The organism is Lysobacter sp. DMC104, from assembly GCF_056313665.1.
The window spans coordinates 45,737-65,799 of the sequence record NZ_JBQUZW010000019.1 but is presented as its reverse complement, the minus strand read 5'-3'; the positions used below and the strand labels follow the sequence as shown (position 1 = coordinate 65,799).

Annotated in this window: 18 protein-coding genes; 15 read left to right on the top strand and 3 right to left on the bottom strand. The window is 69.0% G+C overall.

Going from position 1 to position 20,063, the window contains the following annotated elements; genetic code table 11:
• Positions 1–170: 170 nt before the first annotated feature.
• Positions 171–3,134, top strand: a complete 2,964-nt coding sequence (locus ACT53R_RS18790; protein WP_476173442.1) for an XVIPCD domain-containing protein — start codon at positions 171–173, stop codon at positions 3,132–3,134.
• 72 nt (positions 3,135–3,206) lie between these two features.
• On the opposite strand, the gene ACT53R_RS18785 is transcribed toward ACT53R_RS18790, so the two are convergent.
• Positions 3,207–4,847 (bottom strand): electron transfer flavoprotein-ubiquinone oxidoreductase, encoded by a 1,641-nt coding sequence (locus ACT53R_RS18785; protein WP_476173441.1) that lies wholly within the window; start codon positions 4,845–4,847, stop codon positions 3,207–3,209.
• Between the two features lie 219 nt (positions 4,848–5,066).
• On the opposite strand from ACT53R_RS18785, the gene rpoZ reads away from it, so the two are divergent.
• The 4 genes from rpoZ to recG all read left to right on the top strand — a co-directional run bounded on the left by rpoZ (position 5,067) and on the right by recG (position 10,412).
• Positions 5,067–5,369, top strand: coding sequence for a DNA-directed RNA polymerase subunit omega (gene rpoZ, locus ACT53R_RS18780; protein WP_476173446.1), 303 nt, complete (start codon positions 5,067–5,069; stop codon positions 5,367–5,369).
• Positions 5,370–5,515: 146 nt separating this feature from the next.
• Positions 5,516–7,693: a RelA/SpoT family protein gene (locus ACT53R_RS18775; RefSeq protein WP_476173440.1), complete on the top strand. Its 2,178-nt coding sequence runs from the start codon at positions 5,516–5,518 to the stop codon at positions 7,691–7,693.
• 189 nt (positions 7,694–7,882) lie between these two features.
• Positions 7,883–8,266 (top strand): RidA family protein, encoded by a 384-nt coding sequence (locus ACT53R_RS18770; RefSeq protein WP_476173439.1) that lies wholly within the window; start codon positions 7,883–7,885, stop codon positions 8,264–8,266.
• Positions 8,267–8,291: 25 nt separating this feature from the next.
• Positions 8,292–10,412: an ATP-dependent DNA helicase RecG gene (recG, locus tag ACT53R_RS18765; RefSeq protein ID WP_476173438.1), complete on the top strand. Its 2,121-nt coding sequence runs from the start codon at positions 8,292–8,294 to the stop codon at positions 10,410–10,412.
• 4 nt (positions 10,413–10,416) lie between these two features.
• On the opposite strand, the gene ACT53R_RS18760 is transcribed toward recG, so the two are convergent.
• Both ACT53R_RS18760 and ACT53R_RS18755 read right to left on the bottom strand, forming a co-directional pair.
• Entirely contained in the window at positions 10,417–10,737 is a 321-nt protein-coding gene (locus ACT53R_RS18760; RefSeq protein ID WP_476173437.1) for an ArsR/SmtB family transcription factor, read from the bottom strand.
• A 38-nt stretch (positions 10,738–10,775) separates the two neighbouring features.
• Positions 10,776–11,171 (bottom strand): rhodanese-like domain-containing protein, encoded by a 396-nt coding sequence (locus ACT53R_RS18755; protein ID WP_476173436.1) that lies wholly within the window; start codon positions 11,169–11,171, stop codon positions 10,776–10,778.
• 94 nt (positions 11,172–11,265) lie between these two features.
• Between ACT53R_RS18755 and ACT53R_RS18750 the strand changes: the two genes are divergently transcribed.
• From ACT53R_RS18750 to ACT53R_RS18705, 10 genes are read left to right on the top strand one after another with little or no spacing between them, the layout of a single operon-like run.
• Positions 11,266–12,537 carry an NAD(P)/FAD-dependent oxidoreductase gene (locus ACT53R_RS18750; protein ID WP_476173435.1) on the top strand — a complete coding sequence of 424 codons (1,272 nt, stop codon included), beginning with the start codon at positions 11,266–11,268 and terminating at the stop codon, positions 12,535–12,537.
• A 43-nt stretch (positions 12,538–12,580) separates the two neighbouring features.
• Positions 12,581–12,784 carry a YgaP family membrane protein gene (locus ACT53R_RS18745; RefSeq protein WP_476173434.1) on the top strand — a complete coding sequence of 68 codons (204 nt, stop codon included), beginning with the start codon at positions 12,581–12,583 and terminating at the stop codon, positions 12,782–12,784.
• A complete protein-coding gene (locus tag ACT53R_RS18740; RefSeq protein WP_476173433.1) occupies positions 12,781–13,863 on the top strand; it encodes an efflux RND transporter periplasmic adaptor subunit in 1,083 nt (360 codons plus the stop codon). Before ACT53R_RS18745 ends, ACT53R_RS18740 begins: the two co-directional genes overlap by 4 nt.
• Positions 13,856–17,122, top strand: a complete 3,267-nt coding sequence (locus ACT53R_RS18735) for an efflux RND transporter permease subunit (RefSeq protein ID WP_476173432.1) — start codon at positions 13,856–13,858, stop codon at positions 17,120–17,122. The genes ACT53R_RS18740 and ACT53R_RS18735 overlap by 8 nt, the downstream gene beginning before the upstream one ends.
• Complete coding sequence (locus ACT53R_RS18730; protein ID WP_476173431.1) at positions 17,119–17,760, top strand: Tll0287-like domain-containing protein; 642 nt, start codon at positions 17,119–17,121, stop codon at positions 17,758–17,760. The genes ACT53R_RS18735 and ACT53R_RS18730 overlap by 4 nt, the downstream gene beginning before the upstream one ends.
• A gap of 13 nt (positions 17,761–17,773) precedes the next feature.
• A complete protein-coding gene (locus ACT53R_RS18725) occupies positions 17,774–18,241 on the top strand; it encodes an OsmC family protein (RefSeq protein WP_476173430.1) in 468 nt (155 codons plus the stop codon).
• A 23-nt stretch (positions 18,242–18,264) separates the two neighbouring features.
• Positions 18,265–18,723 (top strand): phosphate-starvation-inducible protein PsiE, encoded by a 459-nt coding sequence (locus tag ACT53R_RS18720; protein ID WP_476173429.1) that lies wholly within the window; start codon positions 18,265–18,267, stop codon positions 18,721–18,723.
• On the top strand, positions 18,713–18,958 hold the full coding sequence (locus ACT53R_RS18715; RefSeq protein WP_476173428.1) for a DUF2798 domain-containing protein: 246 nt from the start codon (positions 18,713–18,715) through the stop codon (positions 18,956–18,958). The genes ACT53R_RS18720 and ACT53R_RS18715 overlap by 11 nt, the downstream gene beginning before the upstream one ends.
• A gap of 31 nt (positions 18,959–18,989) precedes the next feature.
• A complete protein-coding gene (gene trxC / locus ACT53R_RS18710; RefSeq protein WP_476173427.1) occupies positions 18,990–19,430 on the top strand; it encodes a thioredoxin TrxC in 441 nt (146 codons plus the stop codon).
• A gap of 25 nt (positions 19,431–19,455) precedes the next feature.
• Entirely contained in the window at positions 19,456–20,013 is a 558-nt protein-coding gene (locus ACT53R_RS18705) for a protein tyrosine phosphatase family protein (RefSeq protein ID WP_476173426.1), read from the top strand.
• The last annotated feature ends 50 nt before the right edge of the window (positions 20,014–20,063 follow it).

Sequence of the window (20,063 nt, the reverse complement as noted above, 5' to 3'; positions counted from 1 at the left end):
TCAGCATGCGAGAGTAGGTCATCGCCAGGGCCTTACACCGAACCCCCTGCAGCCAACGCTGCAGGGGGTTCTTCTTTGCGTGAAACCATTTTCTCCTTGACTTCGCGGCAGGCATCGAGAACCCTTGCCGGGTGATCAATAATCCCCGTGAATGGGGCGAGGAGATGGTCATGCCCGACCCGAAGAATGATCCGGCGCCCAGTCAGGCGCCTGCAACGCAGACGCCGGCCAACGTGGATCCGCCGTTGAGTTTCCGGACGCCGCTGTTCGGCGGGACCTTGAGCGGCTCGGGGTCGCAGCCATCTCCCGGGCTGTACCAGGGCAATGCCGACTATCTGTTCCGCAGTGGCGATCAGCTCGGTGCCCAACTCCGCTTGCGCACCGATCCGGGTTTCACGCTCGATCAGTATGGTCTCAACGGACGCTTCGGACTCGGCGGTGGCGATACGTTGCGCTTCGATGCTTCGGGGCTGCCACAAACGGACACTTACCGCATCGGCAGCCAATGGCAGTTCGCGAACGGCAATCTCTTCAATGCGGACTGGAACCGTACGCCGACTGGGCAGAATTACGGAGCAGACGGCGCATTCAAGCTCGGCAAGGACGGCAACGGCACCGCGGCGTTCCGTGTCGACGAAGCGGCCGGCACGTCGCAGGCCAACACGCAGCTGAAGTTCGACGCGAACACGCACCTCAACGCCGACTGGCTGCGCAATCGCGACGGCCAGCAGATCTACGGTGCCGATACCGGTTTCAAGCTCGGCAAGGACGGCACCGGCACCGCTGCGTTCCGCGTCGACGAGGCGCAGGGCACCTCGCAGGCCAACACGCAGCTGAAGTTCGATGCGAACACCCACTTCAACGCCGACTGGTTGCGCAATCGCGACGGCCAGCAGAACTATGGCGCCGACAGCGGCTTCAAGCTTGGCAAGGACGGCAACGGCACCGCGGCATTCCGCGTGGACGAAGCGGCCGGCACATCGCAGGCGAACACGCAGCTGAAGTTCGACGCGAACACCCACCTCAACGCCGACTGGCTGCGCAATCGCGACGGCCAGCAGATCTACGGTGCCGATACCGGCTTCAAGCTCGGCAAGGACGGCAACGGCACCGCGGCGTTCCGCGTGGACGAAGCGGCCGGCACATCGCAGGCCAACACGCAGCTGAAGTTCGACGCGAACACGCACATCAACGCCGACTGGCTGCGCAATCGCGACGGCCAGCAGATCTACGGCGCCGACAGCGGCTTCAAGCTCGGCAAGGATGGCAACGGCACCGCGGCGTTCCGTGTCGACGAAGCGGCCGGCACGTCGCAGGCCAACACGCAGCTGAAGTTCGACGCGAACACCCACCTCAATGCCGATTGGCTGCGCAACCGCGACGGCCAGCAGATCTATGGCGCCGACACCGGCTTCAAGCTCGGCAAGGACGGCAACGGCACCGCGGCGTTCCGCGTGGACGAAGCGGCCGGCACGTCGCAGGCCAACACGCAGCTGAAGTTCGACACGAACACCCACCTCAACGCCGACTGGCTGCGCAATCGCGACGGCCAGCAGATCTACGGCGCCGACAGCGGCTTCAAGCTCGGCAAGGACGGCAACGGTACCGCCGCGTTTCGCGTCGACCAAGCCGCCGGCACATCGCAGGCCAACACGCAGCTGAAGTTCGACACGAACACGCACCTCAATGCCGATTGGCTGCGCAACCGCGACGGCCAGCAGATCTATGGCGCCGATACCGGCTTCAAGCTCGGCAAGGACGGCACCGGCACCGCTGCGTTCCGTGTCGACGAGCCCGCCGGGACGTCGATGTTCAACACCAAGCTCAAGTTCAACGACGACTTCCATCTCAACGCCGACTACAGCAATACCAAGGCCGGGCAGATCTACGGCGCCGACGCCGGCTTCAAGCTGGGCAAGGACGGCAACGGCACGGCGGCGTTCCGCGTCGACGAACCAGCCGGCACGTCGATGTTCAACACCAAGCTCAAGTGGAATGACGGTTTCGGTCTCGGTGCCGACTACACGAACACGAAGAATGGCGCGATCTACGGTGCCGAAACGACGTTCCGCCTCGGGCAGAACGGCACCGGCACCGGCGGTTTCCGCGTCGATGAGCCGGCGCACACCTCGTCGCTGAATTCCAGGCTGAAGTTCGACAACGGCGACACGCTGAACTTCGATCTGTCGAAGTCGCCGGCGGGCAAGGTCTACGGTGCCGATGCGGCGTTCGGCGTGTGGCGCGACGGCAAAGGCCTGGCGAGCTTCCGGATCGACGAGCCCAACGGCGCGTCCAACTACAAGCTCGGCGCCAGTTTCCCGAACGGCAACGAGCTCAACGCGACGCTGACCAAGGACCGGCTGGGCAACACGTTCGGCGTCGGCGGCAAGCTGGGTTTCAACGACGGCGCCGGATCGGTGGGATTCGACGGCAAGTTCGGTCCGGTGACCAGCGTTGGCGGCTCTATCAATTTCAAGAACAAGGATCTGGAATACAGCGGCGTCGTGCGTGCGGACAACAGCATGGGGCCGTTTCGCGTGTCCGAGTTCGGTGCGAAGGTGTCGACCACCGGCAGCGATCGCTACCAGTTCACCGCCGAGGCCGGTTATCGCCCCGAGACCCACGAAACCTACGGCCGCGTCGGCATTACCATCCACTTCGGCGGCGGCTCGAAGCCTTCCCGGCCGATCTCGCATGCGCCCGATCCGATTCCGTTCCCGGAGCCTTCGCGCCCGATCGCGGCGTCGCGCGACGCGCAGCCGGTTGTCCTGCCGGAAAACCAGGGGTTGTACCAGCAGGCGGTGTCCGGCGTGCAGCGGTTGAACGGTTCCGGCGCGCAGTTGCCGGTCGAACAGACCGCGGCGAGTCTGGTGGTGCTGGCGAAGGAAAACGGCATCCGCAACATCGACTACGTGGTCATGGGCCACCAGACCGCGGGCGGGAAGCAGAACATCTTCATCGGCGACGGTGATCCGTCGGGCGCGACGTCGCGGCAGGCACACATCGATCGTGCGCAGGCGGAGAGCACGCCACTGCGCGACAGTCTGCAGAAGATGGACACGACTCCGTTCGCGCAGACGTCGGGCCAGCACATGCCGGCGCCCGGCCAGGAGCCGGTGGCAGCGCGACGCTGATCCGATTCGTCGTCGCGAAAAGGAAACGCCCGGGATTCCCGGGCGTTTCTTCGTGTGCCGAGCGGGACGCGCTCAGAGATTCTGGTAATTCGGCCCCGAGCCGCCTTCCGGCGTGACCCAGTCGATGAGCTGGTACGGGTCCTTGATGTCGCAGGTCTTGCAGTGCACGCAGTTGGCAGCGTTGATCTGCAGGCGCTTTCCCTCGCTTCCATCAGCACGCACGTCGGCGACGATTTCGTACACGCCGGCGGGACAGAAGCGCGTGCACGGGTTGCCGTATTCCTCTGCGCACTGGCTCACGCAGACCGACGTGTCCCGCACCTTCAGATGCACAGGCTGGTCTTCGTCGTGCTCGGTCGCGGCAAAGTACACCGCAGCGAGGCGGTCGCGCGGCGCCAGCGTGCGGTCGACATAGTCGCGTTTCGGTTGCTCGTGCGCGCCGACCTTGTCCAGCGACGACCAGTCCGCCTTGTTCTTCAGCGTCCACGGCGAGGCGCCGCCGGTGACGGTCTCCCAGGCCGCATTGAGCATGCCGAGCCACAGGCCGCGCTTGAAGCCGGGCTTCACGTTGCGGACTTTCTTCAGCTCGGCCATCGCGTCGGAGGCGCGCAGCTTCGCGTCGAAGCCTTCCGGCGCCAGTTGCGAGCCGACCAGGTGCTCGGCCGCGAGCATGCCCGAGCGGATCGCCTGGTGCGTGCCCTTGATCTTCGGCACGTTGAGCAGGCCGGCGGTGTCGCCGATCAGCAGCGCGCCCGGCATCTCGACCTTCGGCAGCGACTGCCAGCCGCCGGTGACGATGGCGCGGGCGCCGGCAGAGACGATGCTGCCGCCGTCCAGCAGCGGCTTCACCATCGGATGGTTCTTCCATTGCTGGAAGGCTTCCCACGGCTTGTAGTCCGGGTCGTGGTAGTCGAGGCCGCTGACGTAGCCCAGCGCGACCCGGCCCTTGTCCAGGTGGTACAGGAAGCTGCCGCCGTAGGTGTGGCTGTCGGCCGGCCAGCCGAAACTGTGGACGATCTTGCCGGGCGTGACCCGGTCCTCGGGCACCTGCCACAGTTCCTTGATGCCGATCGAGTACCCCTGCGGGTCGCTGTCCTTGTCCAGCTGGAAGCGCTGGATCAGGCGCTTGGTGAGGTGGCCGCGGGCGCCCTCGGCGAGCACGGTGACCTTGGCGCGGATGTCGATGCCGGCGGTGAAGCCGGGCTTGTGCGACCCGTCCTTGGCCACGCCCATGTCGCCGATGCGCACGCCGACGACCTTGCCGTCGGCGTCGTGCAGGGTCTCGGCGGCGGCGAAGCCCGGATAGATCTCGACGCCCAGCGCCTCGGCCTGCGGCGCCAGCCAGGCGCACATCGCGCCGAGGCTGACGATCACGTTGCCGTGGTTGTTCATGCCCGGCGGCACGGGCAGCTTGCGGCCGCCGGTCTTGGTCAGCAGCCAGAACTCGTCCTCGGTCGCCGGCACGCAGATCGGCGGCGGCGCCTTGCGCCACTCGGGCAGCAGGGCGTCCAGCGGGCCGGTCTCGATGACCGCGCCGGAGAGGATGTGCGCCCCGATCGTCGATGCCTTCTCGATCACGCAGACCGACAGCTCGGGATTCAGCTGCTTCAGGCGGATCGCGAACGCCAGCCCGGCCGGGCCGGCACCGACGGTGACGACGTCGTACTCCATGACGTCGCGTTCGATCTCGGCCTGCTGCGTGGGCTCGCTCATGTCGGACTCCTGCGGGAATCCCGCGATTTTCGCGGTTTGCGCCGGGCGGGGCAAATTCCGCGAACGTGGCGCCGCGGCGTGGGCCGCTCCGGGGCGCGGGTGGGCCGCACGGCAGGCCTTGGGCAGGGGGAATGCTGGACTTGTCCACAGCCGCCTGGAATCGTTACAATCTCCGGTTCCCACACAATGACGGACGGCCTCGCGCCGCCGGGAGCCCCCATGGCCCGCATCACCGTTGAAGATTGCCTGCAAGTCGTCGACAACCGCTTCGAACTGGTCATGATGGCCGCCAAGCGCGCCCGCCAGCTCGCCAACGGGGTCGATCCGCAGATCGACAACAGCGAAGCCAACGACAAGCCCACCGTCCTGGCCCTGCGCGAAATCGCCGCCCGCCGCATCGACAACGGCTATATCGACGCCGTCGAGAAGGCGGAGCGCGAGCGCAAGGAGCGCGAGGCGCTGGAATGGGCCGCCGCCGAAGTGGTCGCCGACGACGACCTGTCGAAGGGCGACGACCTGTAAGCCTTGCCGATCCATCGGCCGCACACCGAAACCCCGCCCAGGCGGGGTTTCGTCGTTCAGGGCCCCATGCCGTCGCCGTGCGCGGTGCATGCAGGGCCCGGCGAGACCCATTCCCAATCTCCGGCGTTTCCCCTTAGGCTTCGGGGATGAGTCAACTCGAGCCGATCCAGTCCGGTCCCACGCCCGCGCCCGACGCGGAGCTGCCGGACTACGTCCGTGCGCTGGAGGTGGCGGCGGCGTACCTGCCGGCCGAGCAACGCGCCACGCTGATCCGCGCCTGGCGCGTCGGCGCCGCGGCGCACGCCGGCCAGACCCGCAAGTCAGGCGAGCCCTACATCACCCATCCGGTGGCGGCGGCGACGGTGCTGGCCGAGCAGGGCGTGGACATCGAGACGCTGGTGGCGGCGATCCTGCACGACACCATCGAGGACACGCCGCTGACCGGCGAGGAGATCACCGCCGAATTCGGCGCGACCGTGGCCGAACTGGTCGAGGGCGTCACCAAGCTGGACAAGCTGCAGTTCCGCGATCGCCAGGAGGCGGCGGCCGAGAGCTTCCGCAAGATGATGCTGGCGATGGCGCGCGACCTGCGCGTCATCCTGATCAAGTTGGCCGATCGCCTGCACAACATGCGCACGCTCGGCGCGCAGAGTTCGGAAGCGCGCACGCGCATCGCGCGCGAGACGCTGGAGATCTACGCGCCCATCGCCCAGCGCCTGGGCATGAACAAGATCAAGGCCGAGCTGCAGGACCTCGGCTTCCGCGCGCTGCATCCGTGGCGCCACGCGGTGCTGGGCCGGCGCATCCGCACGCAGCCGCTGGTGCGGCGCGAGGCGATGACCAAGATCGAGGCGCAGTTCGCGCAGCGCCTCGGCAAGGAAGGCTTCCAGTTCCGGCTGGTCGGTCGGGTGAAGTCGCCGTGGAGCATCTACACGAAGATGCGCGCGGAAGGCAAAACATTCGATCAGGTGATGGACGTCTTCGGCTTCCGCCTGGTGCTGCGCACGGTGCCGGAGTGCTATCACGCGCTGGGCGTGGTGCATTCGGTGTTCAAGCCGCTGGACGGCCGCTTCCGCGATTTCATCGCGATCCCCAAGGCCAACGGCTACCAGTCGCTGCACACGGTGCTGTTCGGGCCCTACGGTTCGCCGATCGAGGTGCAGATCCGCACCGAGGAAATGGACCTCATCGCCGAACGCGGCATCGCCGCGCACTGGTCGTACAAGCACGGCGAGGGCAAGTCCAGCAGCGCACAGAACCGCGCGCAGCTGTGGGTGGCGAACCTGATCGAATCGCAGCGCGGCACCGGCTCGTCGCTGGAATTCCTCGAGAACGTGAAGATCGACCTGTTCCCGGACGAGGTCTACCTGTTCACGCCGAAGGGCGACATCATGGCGCTGCCGCGCAATTCGACCACGCTGGACTTCGCCTACGCGGTGCACACCGACGTCGGCAACCATGCGGTGGCGGCACGCGTCGACCGCCGGCTGGTCGCGCTGCGCACGAAGCTCGTCAGCGGCCAGAGCGTGGAGATCATCACCGCGAAATCCGCGGCGCCGAAGCCGCAGTGGCTGGAGTTCGTGGTCACCGGCAAGGCGCGCACCGCGATCCGCCACCAGCTCAAGCAGCTCGAACACGAGGACGCGGTGCAGCTCGGCCATCGCATGCTCGACCGCGCGCTGGAAGGGATGGACACCTCGCTCGACCGCATCCCGGCGACGCGGCTGGAGGCTTTCCTCTCCGACCATCGCTACCCGCGGCTGGAAGCGCTGCTGGCCGACATCGCGCTGGGCAATCGCATGCCGACGCAGGTCGCGCAGGTACTCGCGCACCGTCTGCCGGACAAGCAGGACGGTTTCGATCCCGCGGCGGTCGTCCGCCATGGCGAGAAGATCCTGATCACCGGCGCCGAGCGCGGCGTGGTCACGTTCGCGCAGTGCTGCATGCCGATCCCCGGCGACGACGTGATGGGTTACCACACCGCCGGCCGCGGCATCGTCGTGCACCGCATGGATTGCGCGAACGTCGCCGAATACCGCAAATCTCCCGAGCGCTGGGTCGCGATCGGCTGGGATCGCGAAGTCAGCGGTGATTACTCGGTCGCCCTGCGCATCGAGGTCGAGAACCGTCCGGGCGTGCTGGCGCAGGTCGCTGCCGCCATCGCGCAGGCCGACTCCAACATCGACGCGGTGGAATACCTCGACCGCGACAGGAACATCGCGGTGATCCGCTTCGGCATCGAGGTCGGCGACCGCAAGCATCTCGCCGAGGTCATCCGCCGCGTGCGCCGGCTGGGCGTGGTGCACGGCGTGCAGCGGATGTAGGCGGGCCCTGGCCTGCCATCGCGACGCGCCTGATCGTTCCGCATCGCTGTCGGCACGATTTCGATTTTCGTTGAAGACGCCCGGCCGGTCGCTTCGACGTTCGTTCGGCGCGACCTGCAGCGTCGCGATGTCGGGCCAAGGCCCGACCTACAACGGTACACTTCCGTTCTCTTCCAGCAGGTGATGCCCATGCCCCGCGAGCCCATCCAGACCCCGCACGCTCCCGCCGCCATCGGTCCGTATTCGCAGGCCACCCGGGCCGGCGACATGGTCTTCCTCTCCGGCCAGATTCCGCTGGATCCGGCGTCCGGCCTGATCGTCGAAGGCGACATCACCGCGCAGGCGCAGCAGGCGTTCGCGAACCTGCGTGCGGTGTGCGAAGCCGCCGGCGGTTCGTTCGACGACATCGTGCGCGTGGGCCTGTACCTGACCGACCTGTCGGAGTTCGCCGCGGTGAATGCGGTGATGGAAGCCGTGTTCGATGCGCCGTATCCCGCGCGTTCGACCATCCAGGTGTCGGCGCTTCCGCGCGGCGCGAAGTTCGAGGTCGACGCGATCCTCGTCCTGCGCTGAGCTGCGTCTTTCCGCGCCGTCGCGCATGGCCCGCGCCCCGTCCCGCCCGGTTCCGCAGCTCGACCCCGCCGCACAGCCGCTCGTGGCGCTGGACGGCGTGGGCGCGAAGGTCGCGGAGAAACTCGCCGCGCGCGGGCTGACGACGCTGCAGGACCTGTGGTTCCACCTGCCGCGGCAGTACGAGGACCGCACCGAGCTGACGCCGATCCGGATGCTGCAGCCCGGCCGGCCGGCACAGGTCGAAGGCCGGGTCGAAGCGGTCGAGCGCGGCTACCGTTTCCGGCCGATGCTGCGCGTGGCGATCGGCGACGATTCCGGCGCGACGCTGGTGCTGCGCTTCTTCCATTTCCGTTCGCAGCAAGTGTCGCAGTTCGCCGTCGGTGCGCGCGTGCGCGCCTACGGCACGCCGCGGCCCGGCCAGAATGGACTCGAAATCGTGCATCCCAGCTATCGCGTGCTGGGCGCGGACGATGCCGGCGAACTGAGTGATCGCCTCGATCCGGTGTATCCGATGATCGAAGGCATCGGTCCGGTGACGCTGCGGCGCCTGATCGCGCAGGCGCTGGAGCGATTGCCCGACGAGGCCGCACTCGAACTGCTGCCGGCCGACGTGCTCGCGCGCGAGTCGCTGTGCACGGGGCTGCCGTCGCTGCGCGACGCGCTGCTGACGCTGCATCGCCCGCCGCTGGGCAGCGACGTGCAGGCGCTGCTGGCCGGCACGCATCCCGCGCAGCGTCGGCTTGCGCTGGAGGAACTGCTGGCACACCACCTCACATTGCGGCGCCAGCGCATCGCCGCACAGGCGCATCGCGCGCGGCCGCTGCGCGACGGGCGCCTCGCCACGCGCCTGCGCGAGACGCTGCCGTTCGCACTCACCGGCGCGCAGGCGCGGGTGTTCGAGGCGATCCGCGAAGACCTCGCGAAACCCATGCCGATGCTGCGACTGGTGCAGGGCGACGTGGGCAGCGGCAAGACCGTGGTCGCGGCGATGGCCGCGCTGCTGGCCGTGCGCGAAGGCCGCCAGGCGGCGCTGATGGCACCGACCGAACTGCTGGCCGAACAGCATCTCGCGAACCTGCGCGCGTGGCTCGAACCGCTGGGCGTGCGCGTGACCTGGCTGGCGGGCAAGGTCGGCGGCAAGGCGCGTGCCGTGGTGCTGGCGGAGATCGCCGACGGCACCGCGCAGATGGTCGTCGGCACGCACGCGCTGATGCAGGAAGGCGTGGCCTTCCACGATCTCGCGCTCGCCATCGTCGACGAGCAGCACCGCTTCGGCGTGCACCAGCGCCTCGCGCTGCGCGACAAGGGCGATCGCGGCGACTGCGTGCCGCACCAGTTGGTGATGACCGCCACGCCGATCCCGCGCACGCTGGCGATGGCCGCGTACGCGGATCTCGACGTCTCCGCCATCGACGAACTGCCGCCCGGGCGCACGCCGGTGCAGACGGTGGTGCTGAGCGCCGAGCGCCGGCCTGAACTGATCGAACGCATCCGCGCTGCGTGTCGCGAGGGCCGGCAGGCGTACTGGGTGTGCACGCTGATCGACGACAGCGACGAAGTCGTCGCGCAGGCCGCGCAGAGCACCTACGAGACGCTGGTCAAGCAGATGCCCGGGCTGAGGATCGCGCTGGTGCACGGGCGCATGAAGCCGGCCGAGAAACAGAAGACGATGGCCGCGTTCAAGGCCGGCGAGCTGCAGTTGCTGGTGGCGACGACGGTGATCGAGGTCGGCGTCGACGTGCCGAACGCGTCGCTGATGATCGTCGAGAACGCCGAACGTCTCGGTCTGGCGCAATTGCACCAGTTGCGCGGCCGGGTGGGGCGGGGCTGTGCGGCGTCGAGCTGCGTGCTGCTGTACCAGACGCCGCTGTCGCGCATGGCGAAGCAGCGGCTGGAGACGATGCGCGAGACCAACGACGGGTTCGTGATCGCCGAAAAGGATCTCGAACTGCGCGGCCCGGGCGAACTGCTGGGCACGCGGCAGACGGGACTGGCCGCATTCCGCATCGCCGACCTCGGCCGCGACGCCGGTTTGCTGCCGACCGTGCAGCGGATCGCCGATGCGCTGCTGCGCGCCGCGCCGGACACCGCCGACGGCATCGCGCGGCGCTGGGTCGGCGGCGCCGCGCGTTACGCCGGGGCCTGAGGCATCAGCACAGGCCTTCGCCGGCGCCTTCCGGCGTCGGGCAGTAAATGTCGTGCAGGGTGCGGATCAACTGGTGCACCGGGCCGGTCGCGACCGAGTAGTACACGCTCTGCGATTCGCGCCGGGTCTGCACCAGCCCGCCCTCGCGCAGCACCGCGAGATGCTGCGACAGCGCCGACTGGCTGAGGTCGACCTCGGCGTTGATCTCGCCGACGGTCTTCTCGCCGTCGATCAGCAGGCACATCACCCGCAGGCGCTGCGGGTTGGACAACGCTTTCAGCAGCTCCGCGGCCTGTTCGGCCTGTGCCTGCATCTGTTCGCCCATGGAAGCCGCGTCCGCGGCCGTGCGACGGCGCGCTGCATTCATCGTGCGGGACCCTCGACCTCGCCGCCGGCTTCCACCCAGCGCAGCCAGCCGCCGGCCAGCGAGAGCGGGCGGTCGAAGCCCAGTCGCTTCAGTGCCTCGGCCGCCAGCGCCGAACGGCCGCCGGTGCGGCAGTAGAGGATCACCGGCGCGCGCCGGTGGGAGAGGTTCGGATCCGCGCCGGTCGCCACGGCCGGATGGCCGTCGACCTGGAATTCCAGCACGCCGCGGGGCAGGTTGACGGCGCCGGGCAGGTGGCCTTCGGCGTATTCGGCCGGCTCGCGCACGTCGATCAAGGGGGCACCGGCGGCCTGCAGGGCGCGCAGGCGATCGGGATCGATTTCCTCGATCACGGCCCGCGCCTGGGCCACGAGATCCTGGGCGGTGTAGGTCATGGGGGAGTCCTCCGTGGGGCGATTGACAGTCTAGCAAACTCTAATTAAGATAATTCTAAATTAGAAATACATCAAATTCACCCTGGGAGGGGCCATGAGCAGCATCGTCGTGATCGGAGCGGGACTCAGCGGCATGAGCGCGGCCTACGAACTGCGCGACATCCTCGGCAAGGCGCATCGCATCACCGTCGTCGGCGACGGTGAGCGCTTCAGTTTCACGCCATCCAATCCCTGGGTGGCGGTCGGCTGGCGCAAGCCGGACGACATCACCCTCAAGGCCGGCGAACACCTGGCGAAGAAGGGCATCGACTTCCGCAGCGACGGCGTGGCAAAGATCGACGCCGACGCGCACTGCGTCGTCACCGGCGACGGCACCACCCTCGATTACGACTATCTGCTGATCTGCACCGGCCCCAAGCTGGCCTTCGACGAAGTGCCGGGCAGCGGCCCGGATGGCGGCCACACGCAATCGATCTGCACCACGCCGCATGCGCAGCACGCCTGGGATGCCTACGAGGCCTTCCTGAAGGCGCCCGGTCCGGTGGTGGTCGGCGCGATGGCCGGCGCCAGCTGCTTCGGCCCGGCCTACGAATTCGCGATGATCCTCGACGCCGACCTGCGCAAGCGCAAGCTGCGCGACAAGGTGCCGATGACCTTCGTCACCAGCGAGCCCTACATCGGCCACATGGGCCTGGGCGGCGTCGGCGATTCCAAGGGCCTCATGGAATCGGAGATGCGCCAGCGCCACATCAAGTGGGTCGTCAACGCCCGGGTGAAGGACGTGCGCGCCGGCGAGATGACCGTCAACGAGTGCGACGACCAGGGCCAACCGGCGAAGGAGCACGTGCTCCCGTTCGCCTATTCGATGATGCTGCCCGCGTTCCGCGGCGTGGATGCGGTGGCGGCGGTCGAAGGCCTGTGCAATCCGCGCGGCTTCGTCATCGTCGACAAGCACCAGCGCAGCCCGAAGCATCCGCGCATCTTCGCCGCCGGCGTGTGCGTCGCCATTCCGCCGGTGGAAACCACGCCGGTGCCGACCGGCGCGCCGAAAACCGGCTTCATGATCGAGTCGATGGTCACCACCATCGTGCGCAACATCCAGGCCGAACTGAAGGGCGAGCCGCCCGTGTTCGAAGGCACCTGGAACGCGGTGTGCTTGGCCGACATGGGCGACACCGGCGCCGCGTTCGTGGCGCTGCCGCAGATCCCGCCGCGCAATGTCACCTGGACGAAGATCGGCAAGTGGGTACACCTGGCCAAGATCGCGTTCGAGAAGTACTTCCTCTACAAGATGCGCAACGGCACCAGCGAGCCGATCTACGAGAAATACGTGCTCAGCGCGCTGGGCATCGAGCGCCTGAAGTGATGCCTTCCTCCCCCACGTCCTTCGCCTTGTCCGGAGCATCGACATGAATCTCGACCGTGCCGTCCTTGCCTTCGCCGGCATGATGATCCTGCTGAGTCTCGCGCTCACGCATTTCGTCTCGCCGTGGTTCTGGCTGTTCACCGCCTTCATCGGCGCGAACCTGCTGCAGTCCAGCGTCACCGGCTTCTGCCCGGCGGCGATCGTCTTCCGCAAACTCGGGATCGCCAGCGGATGCGCCTTCAAGTGAACACGTCCTTCCGTTCCATCACGCTGGCAACGGCGCTGGCGCTCGCGCTGTCCGCATGCGGTGGCAACGACGCCGCGCGCGAAACGGCGCCGCTGCCGAAGCTCGACACGCTCGTCGTCGCGGCCGATGCCGCGACCGGCGGGCAGACCTGGGACGGCACCGTGGAAGCCGTGCGCGAAGCGGTGCTGTCGGCGCAGACCGGCGGCCGCGTGACCGCGGTCGATGCCGACGTGAACGATCGCGTCGCCGCGGGCCAGGTGCTGCTGCGCCTGACCGTGGTCGAACAGCAGGCCGGCGTCGACGCCGCGCGCGCGCAGCTGCGTGCGGCGGAAGCCTCCGCCGCGGAAGCCGAACGCCAGTTCCAGCGCTACGCCGCGCTCTCCAAGGGCGAATACGTCTCGCGCGCACAGCTCGACCAGGCGCGCGCCGCGCGCGATGCCGCGAACGCCGCGCGCGACGCCGCACGTGCGCAGCTGTCCTCGGCCGGGCAGAACGCCGACTACACCACCGTGCGCGCGCCGTATTCGGGCATCGTCTCCGCGCGCGACGTCGAGCCAGGCGAGACCGTCGGCCCCGGCCAGCGCCTGCTCACCGTGTACGCGCCGGACGATCTGCGTATCGAAGTGCACGTGCCGCAGTCCGCGGCCGACGCCATCCGCGCGCAGCCCGGTGCCCGCGTCGCGTTCGACGACGGTCGAACGGTCGACGCGCGCCAGGTCATCGTGTTCCCCGCCGCCGATGCGGCCAGCCACAGCGTGACCGTGCGCGTGCTGCTGCCGGCGCTCGACACGCCGCCGACGCCGGGCCGCACCGCCAAGGTGACGTTCCCGATCCGCAGCGAGGCCCGCACGCTGCGCGTGCCGGCATCCGCCATCTACCGCCGTGGCGAACTCGCCGCCGTCTATGTCGTGAAGGACGGCCGTGCGCTGCTGCGGCAGGTGCGGCTGGGCGATGCCGCGGGCGACAGCGTCGAAGTGCTGGCCGGCCTGCATCCGGGCGACGCGATCGCGCGCGATCCGCAGGCGGCGTTGCAGGCGGTGGTCGCGCAGCGCGAAGCCGCGGGAGCGACGCATGAGTGACGCAGCCCCCCGCGACGCGGCGCCGCGGCTCGGGTTTTCCGGCCGCATCGCGCGCGCGTTCCAGGCCAACCCGCTGACGCCGATCCTCGCGCTGATGGGCCTGATGCTCGGCCTCGTCGCCGTGCTGATCACGCCGCGCGAGGAAGAGCCGCAGATCGACGTGACCATGGCGAACGTGTTCGTGCCGTTCCCCGGCGCGACCGCGCGCGATGTCGAGCAACTGGTGAGCTATCCGCTCGAACAGAAATTGTCCGAGATCGAAGGCGTGAAGCACGTCTATTCGATCAGTCGTCCCGGCATGGCGGTGCTGACCGTCGAATACACCGTGGGCGTGGAGCGCCAGCCGGCGATCGTGCGCCTGTACAACCAGGTGTTCTCCAACGCCGACTGGTTGCCGGCGGGCACCGGTGTCGGCCAGCCTCTGATCAAGCCCAAGGGCATCGACGACGTGCCGGTGATGGCACTGACGCTGTGGTCGGACGATCCCGACACCGGCATCGAGCAACTGTCGGCGGTGGCGCGCACGCTGGAAACCGAACTCAAGCGCGTGCCCGGCACGCGCGACGTCTACGCCATCGGCGCGCCGGATCGCGTGGTGGCGGTGACGCTGGACCCGACCCGACTCGCGGCCTTCGGCCTGAGCGTCGGCGAAGTGGCGCAGGCATTGCAGGCCGCGAACGTCGTGCGCCAGGTCGGCGAACGCGTCGGCGGCGACACCGCGGTGCCGGTGACGGCCGGTCGCTTCCTCGCCGATCGCGACGACGTCGCGACGCTGGTGCTCGGCGTGCAGGGCGGCAAGCCGGTGACGCTGGCCGACGTCGCCGACGTGCGCGCCGGCATCGATGTGCCGTCGAGCTACGTCTGGCACGGCACGCCCGCGGGCAAGGGTGGACCGAAGGCCGGCACCGCGCCGGCGCTGACGATCGCCATCGCCAAGAAGCCGGGCAGCAACGCGTCCGACATCACCTCCGCGATCGCGACCCGCCTCGATGCGCTGCGCGGCGAACTGATCCCCGAGGGCGTGCACGTCGAGATCGTGCGCGACTACGGCCAGACCGCCACCGACAAGGCGAAGAAGCTCATCCAGAAGCTGATGTTCGCGACGATGTCGGTGGTGCTGCTGGTGCTCTTCGCGCTGGGCCGCCGCGAGGCGGTCGTGGTCGGCGCGGCGGTGGTGCTGACGCTCGCGCTGACGCTGTTCGCGTCGTGGGCGATGGGCTTCACGCTCAACCGCGTGTCGCTGTTCGCGCTGATCTTCTCGATCGGCATCCTCGTCGACGACGCGATCGTGGTGGTGGAGAACATCCACCGGCACATGGCGCGCGGCGGCAAGACCTTGCTCGAAGCGATCCCGCCCGCGGTCGACGAAGTCGGCGGGCCGACCATCCTCGCCACGTTCACCGTGATCGCCGCGCTGCTGCCGATGGCGTTCGTCAGCGGCCTGATGGGCCCGTACATGCGGCCGATCCCGATCAACGCTTCGGCCGGCATGGTGCTGTCGCTGGCGGTCGCGCTGGTGGTCACACCGTGGTTGTCGCTGAAGCTGCTGAAGCCGCACGTCGCGCACGACGAGGCGCACGGCGACGCCGCGCAGGAGCAAGGCCGCCTGCATCGCCTGTTCGACAAGGTGATGACGCCGTTCCTGTCCGGCGATCGCGCGCCGCGTCGTCGTCGGCTGCTGTTCGCCGGCATGGCTGCGCTGGTGCTGCTGGCGGCGAGTCTCGCGGTGGTGCAGCTGGTCGTGCTGAAGATGCTGCCGTTCGACAACAAGTCCGAAGTCCAGGTGGTCGTGGACATGCCCGAGGGCAGCACGCTGGAGACGACGAACGCGCTGCTGACCGAACTCGCGGCGAAGGTCGCCACCGTGCCCGAAGTCGAGAGTTTCGAGGGCTATGCCGGCACGTCGGCGCCGATCAACTTCAACGGCCTGGTGCGCCAGTACTTCCTGCGCAGCGGCGCGAATGTCGGCGACCTGCAGGTCAACCTGGTCGACAAACACCATCGCAAGCGCAAGAGCCACGACATCGCGCTGGCGATCCGGCCGGGGCTCGACGCCATCGGCCGCCGCTACGGCGCGTCGGTGAAAGTGGTGGAAGTGCCGCCCGGCCCGCCGGTGCTGTCGCCGCTGGTGGCGGAAATCTACGGCCCGGATTATGCGGGCAGCCGCAAGGTCGCACTGGCGCTCGAAAAGCGCCTGCACGGCACCGAAGGCCTCGTCGACATCGACACCACGGTGGAAGCGCCGGCGCCGCGCGAAGTGCTGGTGGTCGATCGCGAGCGTGCGACGAAGCTCGGCGTCGACCAGTCGACGATCGCGAACACGCTCGCGGCCGCGGTCGGCGGTTACGACGCGACGTTCGTGCAGGACGGCGTCTCGCGCCAGCCCAAGCCCGTGCGCCTGCGCGTGCCGGTCGCCGAACAGGCGTCGCTCGATCGCCTGCTCGCGCTGTCGGTGAAGGGCGGGCAGGGCCAGTCGGTGCCGCTCGCAGAAGTGACGAAGACCGTGCGCACCACGTGGGACGGCGCGATCCATCACAAGGACCTGTTGCCGGTGGTATACGTGACCGGCGACGAGGCCGGCGCGCTCGACAGCCCGCTGTACGGCATGTTCGACGTGGTCGGGCAGGTCTCGGACAACGCCGTCGACGGTCGCAAGCTCGGCCAGTTCTTCATCCGCCAGCCCGCGGACACCGCGACGTATGCGATCAAGTGGGACGGCGAGTGGCAGATTACCTACGAGACCTTCCGCGACATGGGCATCGCCTACGCCGCGGGCCTGGTGCTGATCTACCTGCTGATCGTCGCCCAGTTCCGCAGCTATCTGGTGCCGCTGGTGATCATGGCGCCGATCCCGATGACGGTGATCGGCGTGATGCCCGGGCACGCGCTGCTGGGCGCGCAGTTCACTGCGACCTCGATGATCGGCATGATCGCGCTCGCCGGCATCATCGTGCGCAACTCCATCCTGCTGGTCGACTTCATCAACCAGGCCGTGGGCGAGGGCAGGACGCCGGCCGAGGCGGTGATCGAGGCCTGCGCCGTGCGCGCGCAGCCGATCGTGCTGACCGCGGCCGCGGCGATGCTGGGCGCGTTCTTCATCCTCGACGACCCGATCTTCAACGGCCTCGCGGTGTCGCTGATCTTCGGCATCCTGGTGAGCACGGCGCTGACGCTGGTGGTCATCCCGCTGCTGTATTTCGTATTGTTGTCGGCGAAGGCCGCGCGCGGCGCGCCCGCCGCATCGGAGGTCAAGCCATGATCGGTTCGCGTTTCGCCGCTTGTGCGCAAGCCTGCGCCCTGGTGCTGGCCATCGCCGGGTGCGCGCGGACGGCCGTGCCGGCAGCGCCGTCGGCGGCGGTCGTGGCGCCGCAGGCAACGGTCGCGGTGCCGATGGCGCCCGCCGAGCGCGCCAAGGCAGCCGGCGCTGCCTTCGCCGGTGCGCTGAAGTCCGCGCTGGGCGCGAAGCTCGCCGCAGACGGTACGGTCGGGGCCATCGGTTTCTGCCACGACGAGGCGCCGAAGATCGCCGCGCGGGTCTCCGCGGAATACGGCGTCCGCCTCGGCCGGGTGCCGGTGGCGGGCCGCCGGCGCAGTCCCGCCAACGCGCCGGCCGCATGGCAGGCCGAGGTGCTTGCCGCGTTCGAGCACGAGGCCGCGGCGGGGACGCCCGTGTCAGCGCTGCAGCGCGTCCAGACCGAGAGCCTGCCTGCGGGCATCGCGCTGCGCAGCATGCGTGGCATCGCGGTCGAGCCGGTGTGCCTGGCGTGCCACGGCAAGGCGCTGGCGGACGACACCCGTGCCGCCCTGGCCCGTCACTACCCCGGCGACACCGCCATCGGTTTCGAGGCCGGTGATCTGCGTGGCGCGCTGTGGGTGGAAGTCCCCGCATCTCCCTGAGAGGAATCCGCGCATGAGCGACGCGACCGACATCCGCATCGTCCTGGAACAGGAAGGCCCCTACGCCTTCAAGGTGAATTTCGAGGGCACCGCGCTCGAAGCGCTGCATACCGACGAGCCCGCGCCGCTGGGAGCCGGTGCCGGCCCCAATCCGTCGGCGCTGCTGCTGTCGGGCATCGCCAATTGTCTCTCCGCCAGCCTCGTGTTCGCGCTGCGCAAGTTCAGGAACGATCCGTCGCCGATCCGTGCCGAGATCGTGGCCCGCCGTGAACGCAATGCCGAAGGGCGCTGGCGTATCCCGCATGCCGACGTGACGATCCACCTCGGCGACAAGGCGGCGGACCTCGAACATTTCGACCGCGTGCTGGCGCAGTTCGAGCAGTTCTGCATCGTCACCCAGAGCGTGCGCGAGGGCGTGTCGGTCGACGTGAAGATCGTCGATGCCGACGGCGCCGTGCACGTGCCGGGCGCACCGGCCTGAGCGACGCAGGCCCGACGACGACCATGACGATTTCGCCGCTGCCGCCGGGTGCCGCCGCGCCGATCGCACGCGGCATCCGCCTGCTCGAATACATCGGGTTGGCCGTGGTGCTGGTGGTCGTGATCGCGGCCGGTGTCGGCCACGTGCGCGGCATGCTGCACAGCGGTGAGGTCGGGATCGGCGACCTGCTGTTGCTGTTCATGTACCTCGAGATCGTGTCGATGGTCGAAACGTACTGGCGCATGGGCAAGTTGCCGGTGCGGATGCCGCTGTACATCGCGATGGTCGGCATCGCCCGCCACCTGATGGCCGATTCGGCGTACCACTCGCCGCTGCTGATGATCAGCGGCGCCGCGGCGATCGTGCTGCTGGCGCTCGGCGTGCTGATCGTGCGTTTCGGCCATGCGCGGTACCCCTACGAAAGCACGCTGGGGCCGGACGATGGCGAGGCGGAATCCGCACGGGCGCACCGTGAACGATAAACGCTTGCCGAAACCGTGGTTCCCGTGGGTATTCGCGCTCTTGATGGGCGGGGCGATGACCGCCATCGTCACTGCGGTGCTGACGTTGTCGCTGGATGCGCGGGAATGGCCCGCGGTCGCCCGCTGGCTCCTGCGCTGGGCGCTGGCCTGGCCGGTGGCGACGGTGAGCATCGTGCTGCTCGCGCCGCGCGCGCGCCGTCTCACCGCGCGTCTCGCCATTCCCCCGGATGCCTGACCTGCGCAGGCATGATCCACACGGAGCCGTCATGACGACCGAAAGCCTGCACATCGCCTGTCCCGCCTGCCATGGCCTCAATCGCGTGCCGGCCGCACGCCTCGCCGACGGTCCGGTCTGCGGGCGCTGCCGGCAGCCGCTGTTCGCGGCGCATCCGGTGGCGCTGGACGCCGCCGCGTTCGAGCGCCACGTCGTGCAGTCCGACCTGCCGGTGCTGGTCGATTTCTGGGCGCCGTGGTGCGCGCCCTGCCGCGCGATGGCGCCGCAGTTCGAGGCCGCCGCGCGCACGCTGGAGCCGGCGTTCCGCCTCGCCAAGATCGACACCGAGGCGCAGCCCGACCTCGGCGCGCGCTTCGGCATCCGCAGCATTCCCACGCTCGTCCTGTTCCGCCACGGTCGCGAACTCGCGCGCCAGTCCGGCGCGATCGGCGCCGCCGACATCGTGCGCTGGGCGCGTGCGCATGCCGGCTGATCCTTCGTCCTCCCGGGAGTTTCCGATGCCACGTCCATCGCTGCGTTCCGCCGGTATCTTCGTTTTGATCGCCGTGCTGGCGGTCGCGTGCACGAGCCTCCCTTCGCGGCAGGCGCCCGCCGCGCTGCCCGCGACCGCGCCGTCCGGCCTCGCGCTGCATCATCCGCAGCCGCAGGTCTACACCGCGGGCCAGCCCGCCGCCGGCGACTGGTCGGCACTCGCCGCGGGCGGCGTGCGCACCGTGATCGACCTGCGCACACCGGGCGAGCTGCAGGACCGCGACGAACGCGCCGAAGTCGAGGCCGCCGGCATGCGCTACCTCGCGCTGCCGATCGCCGGCCATGCGGGCGTCACGCCCGAGAACGCCCGCGCGCTGTTCGCGCTGATCGACGACGCACACGGGCCGGTGCTGGTGCACTGCGCCAGCGGCAACCGCGCCGGTGGTCTTCTCGCGCTGGCGCTGGCCGCACGCGGCATGACGCCCGCGGACGCGGTGGATATCGGGCGCAGCGCAGGCATGACCTCGACGGAAACGGGAGTGCGGCAGGCGCTGGGTCTGCCGGCAGCGAACGCCGCGCCCTGATCGACGGATTCGGGGGCGGTTCATCCGGCGACGGCAATCGTTCGCGCTCC